The organism is Burkholderia sp. AU4i, from assembly GCF_000466765.1.
In the GTDB taxonomy this organism is placed as follows: Bacteria; Pseudomonadota; Gammaproteobacteria; order Burkholderiales; family Burkholderiaceae; genus Burkholderia; species Burkholderia cepacia.
Genome location: NZ_ASSI01000079.1, coordinates 1 through 19,511, shown reverse-complemented (window position 1 = coordinate 19,511; position 19,511 = coordinate 1). Strand labels below are relative to the sequence as shown.

Here is a 19,511-nt window from a genome sequence, read left to right as displayed (position 1 = left end):
CCACGATTCCCGGTGCGGTTCAGACTGGCCGCTTCCGCCAGACATAGTACGTCGTGCACGTCGATTCTCCTGATCTCTGACCTGGCCGCGGGTCAAGCCGTTTGACGCGCGGCTTCGGCGTCGGCGTTTTCCCACCACCGGTCGTTGCCGACCAGTCCCCGACCGGCAGTGTGCTCGTCTGACCATGTCATGTTCAGGATGATGCGCGTCGCGTCTTCCGCGAGTGGAACCGTACGGTGCAAGGTTGTGTCGGTCCTCAGCAGGTAGACATCGCCTGACTCGAATCCATATGTCGAAATAGGGTTCTCGCACAGGATTTCGTTTATCCTGGCGTTCGCCTTGTCCCAGTAGGTATGCGGGACGCATTGGAGCATGCCTCCCTTCGCCAATGCCGGCGTTTCGATGATCCAGATCAAGGCGAAACTGTAGTCACCCCAGTGCCATCCATGCGTGTCCCCCTTTCGCTCCTGCTTCGTAATCAGGTATTCCTCGTCCTTCGACACAGAAGGCACGATTTTCACATCGGCGATGCGTGAAAGTGCATCGAGGAGCACGGTCGACCTGGACAGTTCCACGATAAGCCGGCTTTCCTGCGCAATGAACTCGCTCCTGACCACGCTCATGTGACGTGGGCTGTTGTCCGTTGTTGCCAGATACAGGTCTCGCCGCTCCAGTTGCGCGTTGATCAGACGGAAAACCTCCTGTCTCACCGCGTCGCGGAGCTCGTCGGTAACGACTTCTCTGATTTTTCAGGAAACCATCCCTTGCGAACGAATTTCGCAACTTCTGGATGCCGGGTTCCTGCACGATGTGGTCAAGTGGCTCTTGAGTTTCGATTCGTCAAATGAGGTGGTCATTGCAGATCCTTTCACGTTCGCGAAGCATCTAATTCTGGGGAACCTGTGTGCCCGCCTTTATCGCAAGGGCAAGGTGATGGTATCCGGCGAGACCGGGGCCGCTCCATAGCGTTTGTAAAGTGATATATTGAAAAAACGCTCATCATGTAAGGCCCGTCGTGTGAAAATCCTTCGATCCGCCAAACTGCTCTTCGACGATATCGACCGCCGCCTGATCAGCCGGCTTCACGACGACTCACGCACTTCGATACGCACCCTCGCAGCCGAAGTCGGACTCTCAGCACCGAGCTGCAGTGAACGCCTGAAGCGACTGGAAGACCACGGCGTCATCCGGCGGTTCACCATCGACCTTGATGCCGCGCCGTTGGGCTATGCCATCCAGGCGATCGTGCGCGTCAAGTCCCTCACGGGGCAGTTCACACTGGTCGAGAAGCTGATCAAGGAAATCCCCGAATGCGTGACCTGCTTCAAGGTCACCGGCGACGACGATTTTGTCTGTCACTTCTATCTGCGTTCGGTTGACCATCTCGACGAGGTTCTCAAACGCCTGCATGGAAAAGCCGATACGCATACCTCCATCGTGAAGACGGCTCCCCTGGACAGGCGCCTGCCTCCGCTATAGCGTGACACTTCACGAAGAAAGCAACCGTACCGGTGTCTGGGTTGCTTTTCGAGACATGGTGTTCAAGGCGGGGTCGCGCGTGCGACCCGCTACGATCTGCATCGCTTACGCCGGCGCTACGCCGACGCGCGCGAGGAAAGCGGACAGCGGACGGCGGCCTTCTGCAGTTTTTGCGCTGCGCCGCGGTACAGGGGAACCGACAAGCCTCGCAGGATGCCGTTCCCCCACGACGGTCGCGTCACGACGGCGCCCGCGCTGTCCAGCCCCACGCCGGTCGACGTGCTCCGCGTGTGCAAGCGGATTGAGATGCCGGGTTTCTGCGAGGTGGTCAGGAGACAGATGCGCATACCGCATCGTCATCGTAAGGCTGTGATGTCCCAACGCGCGCTGCAGGGACAGGATATTGCCGCCGTTCATCATGAAATGGCTCGCGAAAGTATGCCGCAGCACATGCGTGAGCTGCCCCTTCGGCAGCACGATTTTCGCGCGCTGCAGCGCCTCACGGAACGCAGACCATGCCGTGCCGAAGATGCGCTCATCTTCGCCGTGCGTCCTGAAGTGCGCGTGCAGGTCTTTCGCGAGCGACCTGCTGATCGGGACTGCGCGCGCCTTGCTCGATTTGGTCTTGACGAACTGGATCACGCCGTTGCGCACCTGGGAGATACGTAGCCCCTCGGCCTCGCCCCACCTCGCCCCGGTGGCGAGGCACACTCTCGAGACCAGCGTGACATGCAGGTTCCGGCCTTTGGGCAACTCGTCGAGCAGGGTCCGCACCTGGGGCAGCGTGAGGAACGTGAGCTCGTTTTCCTGGATCTTGAACGCTCGCAGATCCTCCAGCGGGTTCGCTCGCTTCCATTGCTTGAGCCGTTTCAGCTCATTGAATACGGCGCGCATGTATGCCTGCTCCCGGTTCATGTTGTTCGCCGTTATCCCGGCGGCAAGTCGCTGCGCCCGATACTCGGCAAACATGTCTGCGGTGAACCGGTCCGCGCGCGGATTGCCCATTGCCTCGCACATCGCGAGCAGCCGCCGCTTCGTGCCGTCTCCGGAGTTCAGACCTGAGCCATGCAGCCGGTACCATAGCTCGACGAGTTCCGACAGCAGGCGTGCGTCCTTGCGTGCCGGTACCCACTCGGGCGTTTCCTGGACCTTTGCCTGCACGTGCCGCTTCCAGGCCTCTGCGTCAGCTTTCTTCGCAAACGTCTTTTTCAGGCGCTTTGCGCCCCGCCCCCCAGGCTGCACATTGACCTGCCAACCGGATTTGACCTGTTTGATCGTCATCTCGACACTCCCTTTCCATCACCGGTCGGATGACGATGCCCCTGAACTCAGGGACTATCGCTTTCGACTGCCTGGCATCCGGCCCGCAGGTACATAAAAGAGATCCCATGTGTCCTGGTGAGCGGTTCGTGCGTCCACTCCCAGTACTGCGCTTTGCGCGCCCGGCACCACGGTTTCGGAGCGACGCCGGCCGCCGGGACGGTCTTTTCCGGCAATGCGCCGGACACGCGCGGTGCGCTCCACTTCCCGACGCTGCCATAGCTGCTGCAGCCCGGCATAGTCGGGTGTGCCCGCCAGCCGGTACGCGACTTCCGCGAGCGGGCTGTCGTGCCAGTGTGCGAGCGGACGGGTTCTCTGCGCCGCATACAGGCGCTCCGCGTCGTCTTCTGCATTGACCCGCCCTTCCCGGAACAACCGGTCGGCAAGCTCGATCGATGCACGAAAATACGCCGACGACTCGGGCGAATCCACGTGCAGGCGCTCCGGGAAGGTCTGCGCGGTGGCGGGCGCCACGTGCCCATTGGTCGCATCCGTGATACCAGTGACAAGCCAGAACGCGTATGTCGGGAACAGCCTCGCGAGGGCCTGCAGCATGTCCGATGTCACCTTCTGCTCGCGTGCATAAACCTTGCGCCAGCGGCGCGACAGTACGCCCGTGCGCTCGGCAAGCCGCTCCCAGAATCCGTGCCCGCCCAGCAGCGAGTGCCCCAGCTCGTCCTCGTTGTGAGTTGCCCGCGCGGCATCACCGGACTGCTCGCGAAGCAGCAGGATCACGCGGTCTTCCAGGGTTGTTGACACGATTCCACTCTCTCCAGTATAACATCCCAAAAAGGCCATTTATCCTTTTCATGAACAAATAGCTTCTGGGGGACTGATGTACTCAGGAGAGTATTATGGACCAGTCTTTCCCGCCTGCCATCGCGACATCGCCGGCCTACGCTTCACCGCTCGTAACCCGCGAGCGTTTCGCTGAACTGGTGGGGCTGCCCATCGGCGTGATAACCGGTTTTGCCAACCGCGGCTACATCCCCACCGTGTCGATCGGAAAATACAGCCTCGTCAATCTCGAACTGTTACGCAAGCGATGTCTTGACCGGGAATTTCGGGATTGAGCGGTATCGCAGTCGAACGTCCGAAACGGGCGCGCCTGCGACCGCACCCGACTGCACACAATCAGCATCGCTGCGCGGACGTCTTCGCTCGCGCTACCGCTCGGGTCCGCCAGCACCGTCACGATCCGGCTGGGGTTCATCCACCGCTCGCTGGCGTCGACACAGCGGCGTGCGATCGACGGGCGTACGATCGAAAAAGCCACACCCTTCCAGCAGTGCGCAGAAGGCTGCTGGCGCGATGGCCATGTTCCGGCCCGTGCGCACTCGCGCCATCGCTTCCAGAATGTCACCAAAGTCCGCCAGTAGCCGCCACCCGTCGTCGAACACCTCCAGCCTCGGAGCCAGCACGCGGTCAAGACGGTACCAGCGCACCGCCATTTCGCCATATGTGCCGGCACCCGAGACAGGCCCTGTCCCAAAACTCACCTCGTCGGCAAACGGCATCTCCCGAAGCGTGACCTCGGCATACCAGGCTCGCTTCAGGTGCACAAAATATCGGGAAGATAATTCTTCGGGGTTCATGCCTTTCTCCTTTCCCCCCCCTACATCGAGTTATTGATATGGATACCTGATTATATAATCGACCCCGAAGTTGGGCTCAAGTATTCTGCGTTGGCCTGATTTGCAGTCAGGTCCCGAACCTGGCAATGCGCTCCTTTGCTGTCGTGCCCGTTTTTTCCCGAAGCGGTCCCACTGCCGCCTGTACCGCACGGGTGTCGGGCAGCCCGCCCGGCCGCTCTTCTGGCCATTGGTCTGCTTTCGGTTTATGGTGTCCGCTCCGTATGTGATCCACCTCCCAAAATTCGCAGGGCACCAGGCGCAACAGCACCGCGTTACCTTGTCACCATATTGGTAATATTGCCGGGCGGGTAGCGCCTGGAGCCGCGCGACAAAAGCGCATTCCGGCTCGACTTTGTTCCAGTGACTCAATGCGCATGACCCAGTCCGAAGGAAAATCCACAAAGGAGCAACGAATGGCGACCTATCGCGATCTCAGGGCACAGGCCGAGAAACTGCTGGCCCAGGCCGAAGAAGCCCGGCTTGCAGAACTGCATACGGTCCTCGAACAGGTACAGGCTCTGGTCCGGGAGTACGGACTGACGCCCGAACAGATCTTCGGGCGAAAGCGCACCCGACTGAACGGCAGCGCCGCGCAGTCACCGACCGCGAAATACCAGAACCCGAAGACAGGCCAGACGTGGAGCGGCCGCGGTCGAGAGCCATCCTGGACAAGGGCAAGCATCGCGAGCGGTTCCTGATCCAGGCATAGACGCCACCATCGCGGCAGCGGCAGCGGCAGCGGCTGCTACTGCACCCGCACCTGGCACAGCCCCCCCAACCCGTCGGCGACCTGCTGGAGTGCGAACTGCACGCGTCATCACATTCATCGGCCCCGCTGCCGGACAGTTCGACCTCGTGTGCTGCCGCACGTGCCCGCCGCGCCGCAGCGACGTCACCCGATCGACGCCTGGTCGTCGGCTCCATCTTCACCCAGCCTGTGAAGAAGCGGGGTGCGATAAGGGAAACGTCGTCGCCGCATGGAAAAGGATTACCGCCGGACGACATAACGGAGACCATTCGTGGACCAACTGGACATCTTTGCCAACAGCCGGGACGTCACACTGCGAAACGATGCACTCACTGCCTTGCAGCGATATGACGGTGCCGGTGCACGTCGGGCGATGCAGACGCTGGCCGCCGAATATCCCACCGACCCTCACCTGCAGCTACTCGAGCTTCTCGCGACCGCGATCAATGACGATGCCAGGGCAGCGTCCATCGGCAGGCACGATGCCGCCATGGAGACTGCCACCATGCTGACGGTCCACGTCCGCCCTGCCGCGATTCAACTGCTTGGCCATCGCGAGGCCAAAGCCTGGCTGTCGGCGTTATGGCAACGGCTTGCTCAACGCTGCGCTGCGCTCGAATACCGTCCCCGGTACGCCGATTGCCATTCCGCAGCTTTCTGGCTGCAGGCTGGCGACTGGCACGCTGCAAGGCAGTGTGTCGGCGCGACCGGATCATGGCGACGCATCCCGGCCCCTCTTGCGTGGATGGCCGAAGCGACCTATCACCTCGAAGGGATCGAGGCCACATGGCCCATGCTGGCCGAACTTGCCTGGCTCTCGCCCGCCCGCTTTGACACCGTCGCCAGTCGCCTTGCGGATGCCTCCCTCGACGCGCTGCTTCTTGCCTTCAACGCACAGTTCGAAGGCAACGGCGACGGCTCGGATCTCGTATATTTTCCGGTCTGGGCACTGATCGAGAAACCCGGCCTCGCACGTTGGCTCGTCCAGGCCCAGCCATCGCGACGATTCACACCTGAACGTGCGATGCGACTCGTCCTGAACCTCCTGATCCTGGAAAGGGAGGGCCGGCAGCGGGAATTGCTCACGCGCCGCCGGGAACTCCAGGAACTGTCGCCCGCCGTCTACAGGGCCTACATGCGCACCCGCTGACGCCGCGCGATCCGACCACGTTGATCCGGGAAGCTCGAACGCGTCCAGCCAAGAGCCCCGTCCCGGTCGCATTGCCCCCTACGGCGATACCGCCTGTGCGCCAGGATCACGAACGTAGCGTTGCGCCGCGCCCGGCACTGCGGCGTTCACCCTCCGACGCCGTTCCGTGTGCGCATCCGGCGGCCGACGCAGACCTGCCCGCCATATCCCCTGGAACAGCACGGCGTCAGGCCGTTGGCTCGCGTGCAGTTGCAGGAATCCCCGGCTACCAGAGTGCGGAATGTGGGCCGGCCGCCATGAGAACAGGCATATATCGGCGCGCATGCCGGGAGCGATTGTTCCGCGGTCTGTCATGCCTAGCGCGCGCGCCGCATTCATCGTCATGCCGTCGACGAGCTGGTTCGCCTCAGCGTCACCGCCGTCCTGATCGAGCGCTTCGGGCCACCGCGGCGCGCACAACCCGATGTATGGCGAAGGCCCAAGCCCACATTCGAGCGCCATGCGCGCCCGTCTGACCCGCGCCCCGCGAGACCCACCGCGCAGTCCATACGGACAGACCAGCGATGCGCCGGACTTCTCCACGAGATCCAGATCCCGTCTACCCAGCGGAGTAGAGACAAACAGGCATGCAGTCGCATCGAGCAGGCCGAGAAATGACAGAAGCTCGATCTCGCTGCAGTAGAACCGCTCCCGGAAGTCCCTCGCCTCCTCATACGCGCCGCCCAGCGCAACGCCCAGACCGGCACCGAGTCTCGTGGCAACGGCCGCGGCATCGACAAGCTCCTGGGCCGATGTCACCTGCGAGCAATCGATCAACGGACGAAATGTGATACCCAAAGCCCTGCCGCGTCGCGCGATGCGCAGCAATACCCCGATGTCGGGTGCGAAGCCCGTCGCGAGATTGCTGCGCCCACGATCGTTCAGACGCACGTGCACCGTCACCGGCATGCCACGCAGGGCGGACATCACCAGCAGGCAATCGCTGATGTTTTCGCAGATCGTCCCGAGACCCGTAACGCCGTTCCCGGCAATCGACCCGCCAATGAGACAGGCCGTCCTTGGATCGACCCACGGATGAATCACAGCGGGCGTACACACGTACCCGGCCGCGCTGACACCGTCGGCCAGCCCGGAGGTTCCCGCCGATTTGATATCACTGATGTACGCACCGGCGATTTCGATGTCAGCCTTCCTGAACTCGTGCGATTCCGGATCAAAGTACTCCGCATCCCGTATTACCCACTCCGCGGGGTGCGCCCTCCGCTGCGTGTCGATCTGCATGTGCGTGCCCCCGAAGATGGTTCTCAAGGCCGGTCGCCCAGCCCAGACTCCGGCCCGAACACAATCCTGCTCGTCTGGCACCCGAGTCCGTCTATCTCTGCCTTTATCACGTCCCCATCGCGCAGGAAACGGCCACGCTCCGCCCCGGTGCCCGCAGGTGTTCCGGTTGCGATCACGTCTCCGGGGCGCAGTTCGACCCTGGACGAGAGATATTCAATCAGGCGTGGCACATCAAGGATCATGTCGCCCGCGAGCTCGTCCTGCATCACCTCCCCGTTGACCGACAGGCGCAGTCGCAGCGCCGCGATCTCGCCGATCACGCTCGCCGGTACGAGATACGGGCCAGCAGGCATTGAGTCCGGCATCCCCTTGCCCCTCAGCCAGTCCGCACCCGGAAAATCCTTGCGGTAAATGAGGCTGCGGTCGGTCACGTCGTTCAGGATGAGAAATGCGGCCACGTAGTTCCCTGCCTCTTCGCGCCCGACATGGCGTGCACGACGACCGATTACCACGCCGAGTTCCAGTTCCCAGTCCAGCTCCGTCGTGCCGGCTTCCACGCGGATCTCACCGCTCGGTGCCGCAATGCCCGAATTCGGCCGCATAAAGAAATACGGCTCCCCCTGTCTGGACCGCTTCTCCACCATCCGCTCTGCAACAGGTCTTCGTTCGGCAACCGGGAGCCGGTCGATTTCGGGGTCACCGCCCCGCGTGATGATCAGCTCAACCAGTTGTCTGCGGTAATTGGCCGCGGAACAGTAGATGTTCGCGCCAGGGGACACCGGAGCAAGCAAGTCCAGCTGCTCGACCGGTACCCACCCTTCGTGCTGGACATCCCGGAACGCCAGGCTGTCCAGCACCGTCAACTGCCGGATCAATGCATCCCAGTCAGAGAAAATGCGGTCCAGCGCCGCCGCGCCATCCAACGGAACCGCCAGCAGTCTGCCCGCCGCCAGATCCGACAGCGGAACGGCACGTTCCCCGACCACGACGAACCACTGCGCAGCGTCCGCGCGAGCCTTCGCGTATGCGAGCGCGAACCCCCGTTCGCGTTTGAGGCCACTCATCGGCAACTCCGTGCTGCGGGCTTGGACACTGGATCAGAACAGCGGATAGATCGTCTTGTCGTTCTTCCTGCGGCGACGCAGGAGCCGGTCGATCAGCGTCTGCAACACGGACCGCTTGCCGGGCGTGTCATCCTTTGCCGACTTGAATTGAGCCACCTTGGACTTCTGAGCTGAGCGGTTCATACACCCTCCTGTGGATTGAGGCTTGCATCGATGAATATGCGTGGTGTTGCCACTGCGAAAAGACTTCGCCGACCGTCTCCACTGCCGCCTCGCACCCTTCATCGGTCAGATGGGCACGATCGACAAAGAGCCAGCGATCGCGGTACCGTTCGCCCGACAGACTGGCGTTCATATCGACAAACGGCACCCGGTTTCTGGCGCACAACGCCTCGACGCCACTCCTGAACCGTCGCCCCGTCTCTGCGTCGCGGATTCCGTCAACGGCGCCAGACTCGCCAGCGTGGCGATCCAGCGACTCGAATATCGTCTGCTCGCTCTCATGCGGCTCGCGATCCAGCCACGTAGCAAATGGCTGCAGGACATAGGTCAGCGTGCAATCAAGTCCCGCAGTCAATAACATCCAGTGACGCAGGTCCCGTTCGATCTGCTGAACGGCCAGCCCGATCCGCTCGCCTGGAGCGTGCTGGTTGTCGGGCTGGACTGCCCCCAAGGCATGCTGCTCCGTTTCTCGCGGCCGTATCCGCTTCCATAGCGACTGCCGCGACCGGTATCGCTCGTTCGTGCCGGCCATCGCGGCTGCGAAATCCTGTGAGAAAAAGAAGTCCCCAAAGGACACAGCGAATTCGCTGTGTGGGTCGGCGAGCACCAGGTTGTTCAGCCCGCTGAGAAGGACGATATGGCGGATCGCAGGCAGCCGGTCGCGCATCAGCAGGAAGAGGATGAGTTCCTGCGCCGAGGTGAAACCCCGTCCTCCCATGTTCACCCACGGTGCGTTGCCCATACCCGAGCGCGTCAGGATCGACGGGATCGTCGAGCAGTCGCCCGTACAGCCCAGCCCCATTACGACGGAGCCGCCGACGAGCAGGTTCACCTCGGTCGCCCCTGCGAGATTGGACGGAGAGAAGTTCACCTCTCCCCGCGGGCCTACGCCGCAGCGAAACCCGAGCTCGTCGGTATTCACCACGCGGGAGACATAATGGCGCGGATGAAAGAACATGATGTGCGGGCACCAGCGCAACGACGAACGCGCGAGCAGCCGGTCATACTCCGCCATCTGCGGTGTCAGCCCGTATCGCACGCTCTGCATGTCGTCTGTGGCGCTTGCCATGGTGTTCCTCCCTCGTCGAACGTCGTTTCCCGCTACGACATGCGCGACATGTCCAGCCGGCGCGACCGGTTGGGACGCACGCGGTAGCTGTCCATCGCCGGCTCCCATCTTCTGCCAAGCGGATCAGACCAGAGCCGCCACAGGATCGCCACTGGAGACAGCAGCAGAAAAAATGCGACGCCCGCCAGCAGGCGCTCGAATACCGAACCGGATGCACGCATATCCACCTCTTCGCAATCTGATCAGTCCAACGCAAACTCTTCCTTCCATGCCGTGTCCGTCTCACAGACCGGCTGCTGGTCCTTCAGTAGCACACAGTTGCCGATCACGAGGCAGTCCATCTCCGTCCTCATGAAGCAGCGATAGGCGTCCGACGGAGACTCGACAATCGGTTCTCCCCGCACATTGAATGAGCTGTTGACCACCATCGGACACCCCGTGCGCTCAAAGAACTTTGTGAGCAGGCCATGAAACCTGGGGTTCGTCTCGCGGTGCACTGTCTGCACCCTGGCCGAATAGTCGACGTGCGTGATCGCTGGTATGGTGGAGCGCGCAACGTTCAGCTTCGCAATGCCGAACAGCTTCTCGTAATCCTGATCTACAGGAAGGCGCCGCTGATCCGCGACAGGCGCCACGATGAGCATGTAGGGGCTGGGCCGGTCAAGGCCGAACCAGCCGGATACGTGTTCCGCAAGCACCGACGGCGCAAACGGCCGGAACGACTCCCTGAACTTGATCTTCAGGTTCATCGTCGTCTGCATGCTCCGGCTTCGCGGATCCCCGATGATCGAGCGACTCCCCAGCGCACGCGGGCCGAACTCCATGCGCCCCTGAAACCAGCCGATGACCTTTCCTTCGGCCAGCAGCTCCGCCACGTACTCCAGCAGGTCGACTTCATCGAGCCGGTAGTACGGCGCATCCACCGACTTGAGATAGCGCGTGATCTCGTCATCGGTATAGGCGGGTCCGAGGTAGCTGCCCTGCATGGCGTCTGCCATACCAGACACTGCCCTCATCACCCCCGGCGTCCCATAATGGGCCACAAGCGCGGCGCCCAGTGCGCCGCCGGCATCGCCCGCTGCCGGCTGGATCCAGATGTCGTCAAACGGGCCTTCACGCAGCAGCCTGCCATTCGCCACGCAGTTGAGCGCGACGCCTCCGGCCAGACACAGATTGCGCTCCCCGGTCTCCCGGTGCAGGGTCCGGGCAAGGCGAAGTACGATCTCCTCGGTCACAAGCTGGATCGACGCCGCGAGGTCCATTTCCCGCTGGGTCAGCTCGCTTTCAGGCTCGCGGCGCGGCCCACCGAAAAGTCGCGCGAAGCGCGCATTCGTCATCGTGAGGCCCGTGGCGAAATTGAAATACGCCATGTCGAGCCGGAACGTGCCGTCTTCCTTGAGATCGATGAGCTTCGAAAGGATCACATCGCGATAACGCGGCACACCATAGGGGGCAAGCCCCATAAGCTTGTACTCGCCGGAATCCACCTTGAAGCCGCAGTAATAGGTGAACGCCGAATACAGCAGCCCGAGCGAATGCGGAAAATTGACCTGCCAGAGCGGCGTGAGCGATGTCCCGTCACCCAGCCATGCGGATGTCGTCGCCCACTCGCCCACGCCATCCAGACACAGCACGAGCGCACGGCTAAACGGCCCCGGATAGAACGCCGACGCCGCATGCGAGAGATGGTGCTCGGAAAACAGCAGTGGTGGCAACTGCGCCTCGGGTAAGCCGGACACCGCGACGAACTCCCTTGCCAGCGACGAACGCACATGCAGCTTGTCCTTCACCCAGACCGGCAGCGCCTGCGAGAACGATGAAAAGCCGCGTGGTGCAAACGCGAGGTACGTCTGCATCAGCCTGCCGAATTTCGCGAGCGGCTTGTCATAGAAGACGACCGACTGCAACTGGGCAAGATCAAGGCCGCCTTCACGCAGGCAATATTCGACCGCATGCCTTGGAAAACAGCTGTCCTGCTTCTTCCTCGTAAACCGCTCTTCCTGGGCAGCAGCGACGATGCGTCCGTCAACGACAAGCGCCGCGGCACTATCGTGATAGTAGGCGGAGATGCCCAGAATCGCTTTTCCTGTCATGGCAGTCACCATCCGGTATCCTAAATATCTTCGTGGCTGGTACTCATGCCAACTGCGACCGGCGCGCCAGGAGCGCGGCAGCGCGATGCCTCGCAAGGCGCAACTTTCCCCTGATCCCCGTCGGCGGCTTCAGCGCACGGTAGCCTGTCCAGACCCGATGCCATTCGCGGTCAACCGCACGCCCCGCACTATGCGACGCAACAGCGTCGAGGTGCAGGGTGATTGCCTGAAGGGCCATTGCTGTGTGGCCGGTGGACACGTTGTCGATCGTGTTGTGAAGGTCGACAAATGCCGAGCTGTACCCGTACTTCCTGAGCAGATCGCGCCCCTGCCGGTAGCTTCCCCCGACACCCGACAATTCCATGGCCAGATTCAGGCCAAGGATCTCCGGAAAGAAGCGCTGCGGAAACCTCGATACGGATAGCCAGAACGTGGGCACGTCAAACGCCTCGTCCTCGAAGCCGCTCCAGAAGGCGAACTCGCGTGTGGTGAATTCAGGCAGCTCGACGCCCATCTGCAGCATCAGCTCGCGATACACATTGGGGTGGTTCTCCCTGACCGATCCATTGCCAAGCTCATCTGCATAGATGTGATACAGCAGGGAACCGATCGTGGTGCCGCAGGACACCACAGATGAAAATCGTTGCAGCCAGGCACCGTCAATGAACACCATCGGACACAGTTGAACCGACTGATGGATGACCGCTTCGCGCGACTGCATCATGGCGCTCGAGTCAGCGTCGTAGGAATCGACCTGCTCGCGGTGCTTCGCGTCCAGCCAGCTCTTCAGCATCGTGGCGCTGTACGATTCGAATGGCAACCCCCGGTCATCACTACCGGTCCCGAGGCCCGACCGTATGATCCACTCCGACGCAAACTGCGCACCCGCTTCCAGTGCATCAGGGTACGCCTCGACATTGAGCAGGCGGTGATACAGCTCCCGCACGTTGTATCGGCGCCCGGCCGACCGTTGGACTGCGGGCCGCGTCATGTCGTGCTGCCCGATGTCCACCGGTGCAATCACGGGGCCGATCTCAGGCACACAGGCCGGGGTGTCGCCGGCTGCATCTTTTCGCACCTCGGGCGTCAACGCATCTGCCTTCGGCAGGCTGTCGATCCAGACCGCAATCGTGTCAAGCTCGGCCGGAGTGAATATCCTGAACATCGGACCGCCAAACTGCACCAGCTTTGTCAGCAGCGGGCTTCGTCCGGACTCGCCTGGCTTCACATAGGGTGACCGCGCCAGTTCACCCAGCAGGGTTTCGGCATCAGTCTGCGCCGGATCCAGATATTCATCGACCGGGTGCCCGCGAAGACGGGGATGACGATGGTAGCCGAATGCATGCAACGCCTTGCGCTCGACGAGCGCCAGCATCTGCGCGCGGGGCGAGAGCCCGTCCCGATCGACCAGGCCACCCGCTACGGCCAGCCAGTGTCCCGTCAGCATCTCTGCGAGCGCGAGACCGGTCCCGATACGGTCGATGGCGGAGCGCTCCGTTTCGTGCAGTCCGCTGTCCCCGGTGTCGGCCTCAAGGTATGCCTGGATCGCTGCCGTTGCGCCGTCAACCAGCTGGATCCGTATCGCATCGGAGCGATGGAACTCCCAATATCCAATGGCGGCCCCCTGTTCCCGCACAAAGGCGCTGGCTGCAGCGACGAGCGGGCACAGACCGTACATCGCGCGAAACAGGTTATAGCCGAGTATTTCCGGCAGAAACGTTTCGGAGAATTCCGAAAGGGCAAGTGCAACGGCCGGTTCGCGCCAGACTGCGGTCGCGATCCTGTCGTCGTTCGCAAATGCCCAGGTGCCCACGGCTGGCAGTGCAATGTCCAGTCCGTGCAGTGACTCCAAGTACCGGTGTCCGGAATTGCCTGTCGCGCTGCCATAGCCGGCATACAGCGAATGGGCCCGCAGCAGAGCCGCGCTGGATGCAGTGTGGGACCGCAGCGGTCCGAAGGCGTACTGGATCCAGCTTCCCTCGGTCATCGTGATGGGTGCGTACTGGCGAAGCACCAGTTTCCATCCCCGTGCATCGAGCTTGTCCGTCCATCCGCTGACGCTGGCGGCACGCTGGTCGCGTACAGCCCTGCTGACGTCCAGCATGTCCTGAAGGGAACCCGGCGCCTGGGTGCGCTCTTGCTCGCCGGCGATCCTCCACGAACGGGCCGTCGCGATTTCCTGGCTGACCACCTTGCGCGCCATGGCCCGCGTTGCCGGCGATTCAGCTTGCGCCAGCAATGCATGGAACAGATGCCGCGGATCGCTAACCGCCGTTTCCGGCACGCGAAGGTCGCGTTCTCTCACGCGCGCATTCATCGGAGTACCCCTCGTTATTCAGGACCGGAAATCACTGCCTCGGAGCAGTTCATGGCACGTCATCGACCTGCATGCCGGTCACATTCCCACTCTCATTCAAAATGAATATCGCGCAGTCATGCCCCGTGATACGGCAGAAAACGCACTGAAAGCAGGCAAGATCTTTATAGCAGGAGGGGTAGAGCCACGACCAATACAGATTTTGTCGGGATCAATACTTTTTCTGTAATCGCTTCAATTGCGCGTTGGCGCACATGAATATGTAACTACGGCTATTACTGATCGACACAGGCCGAGTGTGAACCCTGCTGTCCCATTGCCGCCAGTGTGCGCCCCGAAAGCAGGCTATCCTGCGGTACGTGGCTGCAAAAGAATCGAAGAAGGGCAGCTTGCGGGGGCGGCAGCCGCTCCTCCCGGCAAATGACGAACGCGTCGATGTAGGTCTCATCCCCCAAGACGGGCATGTATCGCACGCCGGCGCGCAATGGCATCGCCGCCGACGCCGGCAGCAGCGCGACGCCCAGGCCGGCCGATACCAGCGTCATCATGGACGCCAGTTGTGGTGCAGCCGGACCCGGCCTCCACATCAACCCGTGACGTTCGAACAGGTGCTGAACCTGAACATTCAAACCGGACGCCGAACCTGCGGACGAGACGACAATCTGACGCTCCGCCAGCGACTCGAGCCGCAGCGCTTCATGCGTCGATAACGGATCATCCAGTGCGAGCGCGGCGACGACGTGCTCCGTCAGGTGCCGCTCGATGCGAACATCAACCCGCTCGGTGGCTGGCGCAAGACGCGATATGCCGATGTCGACCTGCCCGCCCCGAACACTTTCGTTCAGGATGCCTGATGGCATCTCCACCAGTGACCATCCGATATCGGGGAACTGTAACGCTGCCAATCTGAGTGCGGGGCCGAATCCGGTATCCAGCGAGACGGAAGCGGAATATCCAATCGTCACCGATCCGGCAGCGCCCCGCGCGAGCTTCCTCGCGTAATCCTCGGTCCGTACGCAGTCGTCCACGATGGCACGCGCGAACGGCAGAAATCTCGCACCCGCCGCCGTCAGCTGAACGGTCCTGCTCGTCCTCTGGAACAGCGGGAATTCGAGCTCAGCCTCCAGCATTCCGATCTGGCGTGTCAGAGGCGGCTGCGCGACATGCAGCCTCTGTGCAGCACGCCCGAAATGCAGCTCATCGGCCAGGGCCACGAAATAGCGCAATCGTCTCAGGTCCAGCATATCGTTCTTTCCACACGATCGTCACCCGTTCATGCGGTGCGCCGCTGCGTGCATGATCAGGCACGCCCGTCCCTCACCGCTGCAGACAGATCCTGGCCCGGACATGACGCAACAGACGCGTTCACCGCGGGAATACCTCACACCATGCCCAGCAGCCTCCACCACATCCAGTCCAGGGGCAGGAGGGCAATCACCGTGATCGCCGCAAGGCAGAGGCACAGCCTCGTCCCGTCCCGCAGGGAAACGCCGCCCATATGCATCGCGATCATCATGGGCGGCGACTGGTACGGCAGGAAAACCGTTGAGAACACCGGCACCTGAAGCATCAGCACGGTGTACAGCGGTAATCCACTCGCATGCGCGAACTGCCCCGCCACCGGCGTCAGAACCGCGGGCAGCCCCGGCAAGGTCGTCAGCAGTCCGATGCATGCGCCAGTCAGCTCAAGCCAGATCACGTTCGCGAGCGTGTGGCCCGGCATCATATGCACCCAGTGCAGTATCAGACCGGCCGCCCAGCCCCCGAGCCCGGATTCCGAAATCAGCGCGCCGAGCCCCAGAAATCCGGCGACGTACACGAGTGGCGTAACGTGGACCTGCTCGCTGAAGTCCTTCGCCGGCACGATTCCCGTCTGCGGAAGCAGGCACGCCACGCCAGCGGCGAGGCTCACCCAAGCCGGAGAGATGCCATGCCAGAAGTCGGTCGCATAGCACAGCAGCGACAGTCCAAGGATGACTGTGAGCGTCCATTCCCGTCCCGACAGCCGCCCGTCAATCGCTTCAGGCCGGGAAACAGACTCGACGCGGTCCGGAAACAGGCGGCGGATAAGCCAGACAAGGACGACGGTCTTCAGCGCGCCGAGCACGGGAAAATGCAGGAGGAAGTACGGGCCGTAATGCAGGTGGACGCCATAGAGTGACTGCGCCGCGCCAAGCAGCACCGAGTTCGGGATGTTCGCAGGCAGGATCGTCGTCGGCGGCATGTAGCTTCCCGCAGCGACCGCCATCACCAGTCCCGTGCGTCCGCGACGTCCGGGCCCGAAACCCAGGCGGTCCGCCAGGGTCAGCGCGAGCGGCGTGAGCAGCAGGACCCGGCCCGTCGTCGACGGCATCACGAACGCGAGGGCTACGGCACCGAGCGCGACCGCGGCAACATAGTGCCCGTATGTGTCGATCCTCGCGGCCAGCAGGAAATTGCTGAAACGGCCCGCGAGCCCTGTCACGCGTACCGCCACGCCGGTGATCGCGCCGCCGAAAACCAGCCACCAGGCGGGAGACGAAAACCCCGCGAAAACGGTCTGCGCCGGCGCGACACTGAACAGCATCGCGAAGAGGAAAAACAGCAGCGTCGTCACGGGCTCCTTGAGCAGCCCGAGCGCCCATGAACAGACCGTGAAGAACACAACGATCGCCGCCTGGGACATAGCCACCGGATAGCCGCGGATGAGCGGTACGTGTCGCGTCAGGAAGAGCGCCGCCACCACCCACAGGATCAACAGTCCCGTGCCGATCTGCTCCCCGTAACGCGCATGCACCGACCTGCGCCCGGGTTTGCGCGCAGGTCCCTCCACTTCGACCCTGGCTGCCTTCAGTTCACCCACTGTCGTCTCCCACCATCGTCTCTTCGCTCAACTGCTTTCATCATAGGCAGTTGTACAATGGCGATGATTCGACTGACAGACATCTTCTTACGAAAACATGCCACGACGCGATGCCTGGGATCCGCAGCCCAAGAGAGTGCCCACCCGCAAGGAGCCGGTCATGGCGCACCTGCGCCTGCCGCCACCGGACGGCATCATCGAGTGGCACCGGCACACCTGGGGGCAGCTCGCCTGCCCGCGGGTCGGGAGCATCCGTGTCAGCGCGCCCGGGATGATGTGGATCGTGCCGCTCTGGCGTGCGGTGTGGATTCCGCCCGGCATCGACCACCAGGTGGTCATGCTTGGGCACGTCGAGTTTCACGCGCTCTATATCGAGCCGGGTGCATCGCCGCTACCGCCCGATGCGTGCTCGGTCATCGAAGTCTCCGACCTGATGCGCGTGCTCACCGAATCGGTCGCCGGCAGCGCGCCGGCTTCGCCCCGCCACCGGTCCCTCGCCATGCAGCTGCTGCTCGAGGAAATCCGTGAAGCACCCACGCTGCCCCTGGGCTTGCCGTTGCCTTCAGAAAGACGGTTGCGCACGCTGTGCGCCGCGATGATGGAGGAGCCCGGCTCGGACCGCACGCTCCAGGAATGGGCCCGCGTGGTCGGCGCGAGCGACAGGACGCTGGCCCGGCTTTTCCAGCGCGAGCTGAATACGAGCTTCGCAATCTGGCGCCGTCAGCTCAGGCTCTCACGTGCGATCGACCTGATCGGCCGGGGCGTTCCGCTGCACGTAGTCGCGGCTGAGCTCGGCTATGCGAATGCGCCGGCCTTCTCCACCATGTTCCGGCACGCACTCGGCTTCCCGCCCTCACAGCTCGCGGGCACGTCGGGCGCGCGGCGCCTGTAACCGATCATCGGGATCCCTTCATGCGCGCTGCGTCGCGAAGCGCGCCGCCAGCACGGTTATGGGCACCCCAGGCTACGATGGATACCTCTTCAGTCAGGAGCCAGCCGTGAAAGTCATCCGCAGCCGCGAGTTCACGCCAGACCGCGCGTGGGGTGCGCTCGACATCGCGACGATGCACGGCATCAGCGTACGTCTGCACTGGACAGACCAGCCGTACCGCTGGCATGTGAACGACGGCGAAGAGGTGTTCGCTGTGCTCGATGGAACGGTAGACATGCATTATCGTGAGGCGGGCGAAGAACGGGTCGTCACGCTGGCCGCCGGAGATGTCTTTTACGCGGGAGTTGGCTGCGAACACGTCGCCCATCCGCGGGGCGAGGCGCGCATTCTCGTCGTTGAGCGCGAAGGCAGCGTCTGACTGACGGCGCCATAGGGGACCGGGGGGAACCTGCATCTGCGTTTCTCACCGGTCACTTCTTCATGCCCCTGGCTGACGACCGGTTTCGCGCGCACCGGCGTGCCGTCGACGCGCGGTGCGCGGGTCACTCCACAACCCTGCAGATACCCCAGGCGGTTCTGAGGATGTCACCGGTGCGCGGCACGGCATCCCCGGCCGGGCGCGCAAGGAAGGTCACGACGTTTCCGTCCCGATCCGTGTAGGGTCCGATGTCCACCACCTCAAGCTCGAACACGTCCGCATGGATGCGCGAGCCGATGGATGCGCTTGTTCGCTCCCGCTGTGCCAGCGCGCTGGCAAGCGTTAACCGCCGGGGCTTGTTCGCTGCCCGGGGAACGTCCACGGATTCACTCTCTGGCTGCACAGGCATCGCTATGTCACGCTGCTTTCGTTGCTTGAACGGGTTGCTATTGTAGCAAGCACGCGCCCTGCGACGAGCCAGCGGCGGCGCCGCCGGGGATTCTCTCATCAGCAGCAATGGCCATCGCGCGATCACCTGATTCATCCTGTGATTGCTGCAACATGGTCGTCGCGCATGCATTACATGCCGTCACACCGTTCGCACCCGTTACCGGCGCCGCGACAGTAATACGCGGCACGGCGGTTTCCCCTGATGGACTGACCCACGATGACCCGATTGACGGGCGATGGTGTTGCATGTGACGGCCAGCCGGACGTCTCCCTCCACTCACGTTGCGGGCCGGGCTTTCGTGCCTTCGCACCGGGCCGCCTGCGGCGTCCCGGCCCTGCCGGGCATCAATCCCTGACGCAACCCCCTTTTAACCCCTGAAAGACCTGGTCAGGTGGAGGCCGCACAGGCGGCCCCCACGATCGCGCTCGCCGCGCGGCGGCTCATCCCGGTCAAACCCGGAGCTTCGCAGCCGCCTGCCCCCTGAGTTCCCGCCCGACACCCGCGACCGTAGCCGATGGCCGCCCGGTGTCA

19 protein-coding genes and 1 pseudogene are annotated in these 19,511 nt (G+C 62.9%); 6 read left to right on the top strand and 14 right to left on the bottom strand.

From position 1 onward, the window contains the following. Positions 1–92: 92 nt before the first annotated feature. A complete protein-coding gene (locus L810_RS18920; RefSeq protein ID WP_441294013.1) occupies positions 93–746 on the bottom strand; it encodes a HalD/BesD family halogenase in 654 nt (217 codons plus the stop codon). A 271-nt stretch (positions 747–1,017) separates the two neighbouring features. On the opposite strand from L810_RS18920, the gene L810_RS18915 reads away from it, so the two are divergent. Continuing rightward, positions 1,018–1,479: an Lrp/AsnC family transcriptional regulator gene (locus L810_RS18915; RefSeq protein ID WP_042975337.1), complete on the top strand. Its 462-nt coding sequence runs from the start codon at positions 1,018–1,020 to the stop codon at positions 1,477–1,479. 105 nt (positions 1,480–1,584) lie between these two features. On the opposite strand, the gene L810_RS18910 is transcribed toward L810_RS18915, so the two are convergent. After that, positions 1,585–2,760 carry a phage integrase gene (locus tag L810_RS18910; protein WP_051392294.1) on the bottom strand — a complete coding sequence of 392 codons (1,176 nt, stop codon included), beginning with the start codon at positions 2,758–2,760 and terminating at the stop codon, positions 1,585–1,587. A gap of 54 nt (positions 2,761–2,814) precedes the next feature. Then, the gene (locus L810_RS18905; protein WP_042975345.1) at positions 2,815–3,558 is read right to left on the bottom strand and encodes a hypothetical protein; all 744 of its coding nucleotides are present in this window, start codon (positions 3,556–3,558) and stop codon (positions 2,815–2,817) included. 95 nt (positions 3,559–3,653) lie between these two features. Here L810_RS18905 and L810_RS45370 point away from each other — a divergent pair, with 95 nt between their 5' ends. Beyond that, the gene (locus tag L810_RS45370) at positions 3,654–3,872 is read left to right on the top strand and encodes a hypothetical protein (RefSeq protein ID WP_021159879.1); all 219 of its coding nucleotides are present in this window, start codon (positions 3,654–3,656) and stop codon (positions 3,870–3,872) included. 93 nt (positions 3,873–3,965) lie between these two features. Here L810_RS45370 and L810_RS44055 read toward each other — a convergent pair whose 3' ends face one another. Next, the gene (locus L810_RS44055; RefSeq protein ID WP_051392293.1) at positions 3,966–4,394 is read right to left on the bottom strand and encodes a hypothetical protein; all 429 of its coding nucleotides are present in this window, start codon (positions 4,392–4,394) and stop codon (positions 3,966–3,968) included. 452 nt (positions 4,395–4,846) lie between these two features. Here L810_RS44055 and L810_RS18895 point away from each other — a divergent pair. Together L810_RS18895 and L810_RS18890 are read left to right on the top strand one after the other, a co-directional pair. Beyond that, positions 4,847–5,142: pseudogene (locus tag L810_RS18895) on the top strand (H-NS histone family protein). A gap of 310 nt (positions 5,143–5,452) precedes the next feature. Then, complete coding sequence (locus L810_RS18890; protein WP_021159877.1) at positions 5,453–6,331, top strand: hypothetical protein; 879 nt, start codon at positions 5,453–5,455, stop codon at positions 6,329–6,331. A gap of 78 nt (positions 6,332–6,409) precedes the next feature. Here the strand turns inward: L810_RS18890 and L810_RS18885 are convergent, their stop codons facing one another. The 9 genes from L810_RS18885 to L810_RS18850 form a co-directional block, all read right to left on the bottom strand. Beyond that, positions 6,410–7,612: an amidohydrolase family protein gene (locus tag L810_RS18885; protein ID WP_021159876.1), complete on the bottom strand. Its 1,203-nt coding sequence runs from the start codon at positions 7,610–7,612 to the stop codon at positions 6,410–6,412. 23 nt (positions 7,613–7,635) lie between these two features. Then, entirely contained in the window at positions 7,636–8,676 is a 1,041-nt protein-coding gene (locus L810_RS18880) for a fumarylacetoacetate hydrolase family protein (RefSeq protein ID WP_051392292.1), read from the bottom strand. A gap of 33 nt (positions 8,677–8,709) precedes the next feature. Next, the gene (locus tag L810_RS49130; RefSeq protein ID WP_257008910.1) at positions 8,710–8,832 is read right to left on the bottom strand and encodes a hypothetical protein; all 123 of its coding nucleotides are present in this window, start codon (positions 8,830–8,832) and stop codon (positions 8,710–8,712) included. Beyond that, positions 8,804–9,967: an SGNH/GDSL hydrolase family protein gene (locus tag L810_RS18875; protein WP_042975334.1), complete on the bottom strand. Its 1,164-nt coding sequence runs from the start codon at positions 9,965–9,967 to the stop codon at positions 8,804–8,806. The genes L810_RS49130 and L810_RS18875 overlap by 29 nt, the downstream gene beginning before the upstream one ends. Before the next feature lie 32 nt (positions 9,968–9,999). Further along, a complete protein-coding gene (locus tag L810_RS18870) occupies positions 10,000–10,188 on the bottom strand; it encodes a hypothetical protein (protein ID WP_021159872.1) in 189 nt (62 codons plus the stop codon). Positions 10,189–10,209: 21 nt separating this feature from the next. Then, positions 10,210–12,072: a carbamoyltransferase family protein gene (locus L810_RS18865; protein ID WP_021159871.1), complete on the bottom strand. Its 1,863-nt coding sequence runs from the start codon at positions 12,070–12,072 to the stop codon at positions 10,210–10,212. A gap of 31 nt (positions 12,073–12,103) precedes the next feature. Next, the gene (locus tag L810_RS18860) at positions 12,104–14,377 is read right to left on the bottom strand and encodes an iron-containing redox enzyme family protein (protein ID WP_021159870.1); all 2,274 of its coding nucleotides are present in this window, start codon (positions 14,375–14,377) and stop codon (positions 12,104–12,106) included. A gap of 275 nt (positions 14,378–14,652) precedes the next feature. Continuing rightward, positions 14,653–15,621, bottom strand: coding sequence for a LysR family transcriptional regulator (locus L810_RS18855; RefSeq protein WP_051392290.1), 969 nt, complete (start codon positions 15,619–15,621; stop codon positions 14,653–14,655). 137 nt (positions 15,622–15,758) lie between these two features. Further along, a complete protein-coding gene (locus L810_RS18850; RefSeq protein WP_042975332.1) occupies positions 15,759–17,219 on the bottom strand; it encodes an SLC13 family permease in 1,461 nt (486 codons plus the stop codon). A 160-nt stretch (positions 17,220–17,379) separates the two neighbouring features. Between L810_RS18850 and L810_RS18845 the strand changes: the two genes are divergently transcribed. Together L810_RS18845 and L810_RS18840 are read left to right on the top strand one after the other, a co-directional pair. After that, entirely contained in the window at positions 17,380–18,111 is a 732-nt protein-coding gene (locus tag L810_RS18845; RefSeq protein ID WP_021159867.1) for an AraC family transcriptional regulator, read from the top strand. Positions 18,112–18,217: 106 nt separating this feature from the next. Next, the gene (locus L810_RS18840) at positions 18,218–18,529 is read left to right on the top strand and encodes a cupin domain-containing protein (RefSeq protein ID WP_021159866.1); all 312 of its coding nucleotides are present in this window, start codon (positions 18,218–18,220) and stop codon (positions 18,527–18,529) included. A 124-nt stretch (positions 18,530–18,653) separates the two neighbouring features. Here the strand turns inward: L810_RS18840 and L810_RS18835 are convergent, their stop codons facing one another. Further along, the gene (locus L810_RS18835; RefSeq protein ID WP_257008909.1) at positions 18,654–19,073 is read right to left on the bottom strand and encodes a hypothetical protein; all 420 of its coding nucleotides are present in this window, start codon (positions 19,071–19,073) and stop codon (positions 18,654–18,656) included. Positions 19,074–19,511: the final 438 nt, after the last annotated feature.

What these genes read in the sequence shown, in the direction of transcription:
- L810_RS18910 (WP_051392294.1), bottom strand. Translation starts at nt 2,760, where the DNA reads ATGACGATCAAACAGGTCAAATCCGGTTGGCAGGTCAATGTGCAGCCT.
- L810_RS45370 (WP_021159879.1), top strand. Translation starts at nt 3,654, where the DNA reads ATGGACCAGTCTTTCCCGCCTGCCATCGCGACATCGCCGGCCTACGCT.
- L810_RS44055 (WP_051392293.1), bottom strand. Translation starts at nt 4,394, where the DNA reads ATGAACCCCGAAGAATTATCTTCCCGATATTTTGTGCACCTGAAGCGA.
- L810_RS18885 (WP_021159876.1), bottom strand. Translation starts at nt 7,612, where the DNA reads ATGCAGATCGACACGCAGCGGAGGGCGCACCCCGCGGAGTGGGTAATA.
- L810_RS18880 (WP_051392292.1), bottom strand. Translation starts at nt 8,676, where the DNA reads ATGAGTGGCCTCAAACGCGAACGGGGGTTCGCGCTCGCATACGCGAAG.
- L810_RS18875 (WP_042975334.1), bottom strand. Translation starts at nt 9,967, where the DNA reads ATGGCAAGCGCCACAGACGACATGCAGAGCGTGCGATACGGGCTGACA.
- L810_RS18870 (WP_021159872.1), bottom strand. Translation starts at nt 10,188, where the DNA reads ATGCGTGCATCCGGTTCGGTATTCGAGCGCCTGCTGGCGGGCGTCGCA.
- L810_RS18865 (WP_021159871.1), bottom strand. Translation starts at nt 12,072, where the DNA reads ATGGTGACTGCCATGACAGGAAAAGCGATTCTGGGCATCTCCGCCTAC.
- L810_RS18860 (WP_021159870.1), bottom strand. Translation starts at nt 14,377, where the DNA reads ATGAATGCGCGCGTGAGAGAACGCGACCTTCGCGTGCCGGAAACGGCG.
- L810_RS18855 (WP_051392290.1), bottom strand. Translation starts at nt 15,621, where the DNA reads ATGCTGGACCTGAGACGATTGCGCTATTTCGTGGCCCTGGCCGATGAG.
- L810_RS18845 (WP_021159867.1), top strand. Translation starts at nt 17,380, where the DNA reads ATGGCGCACCTGCGCCTGCCGCCACCGGACGGCATCATCGAGTGGCAC.
- L810_RS18835 (WP_257008909.1), bottom strand. Translation starts at nt 19,073, where the DNA reads ATGAATCAGGTGATCGCGCGATGGCCATTGCTGCTGATGAGAGAATCC.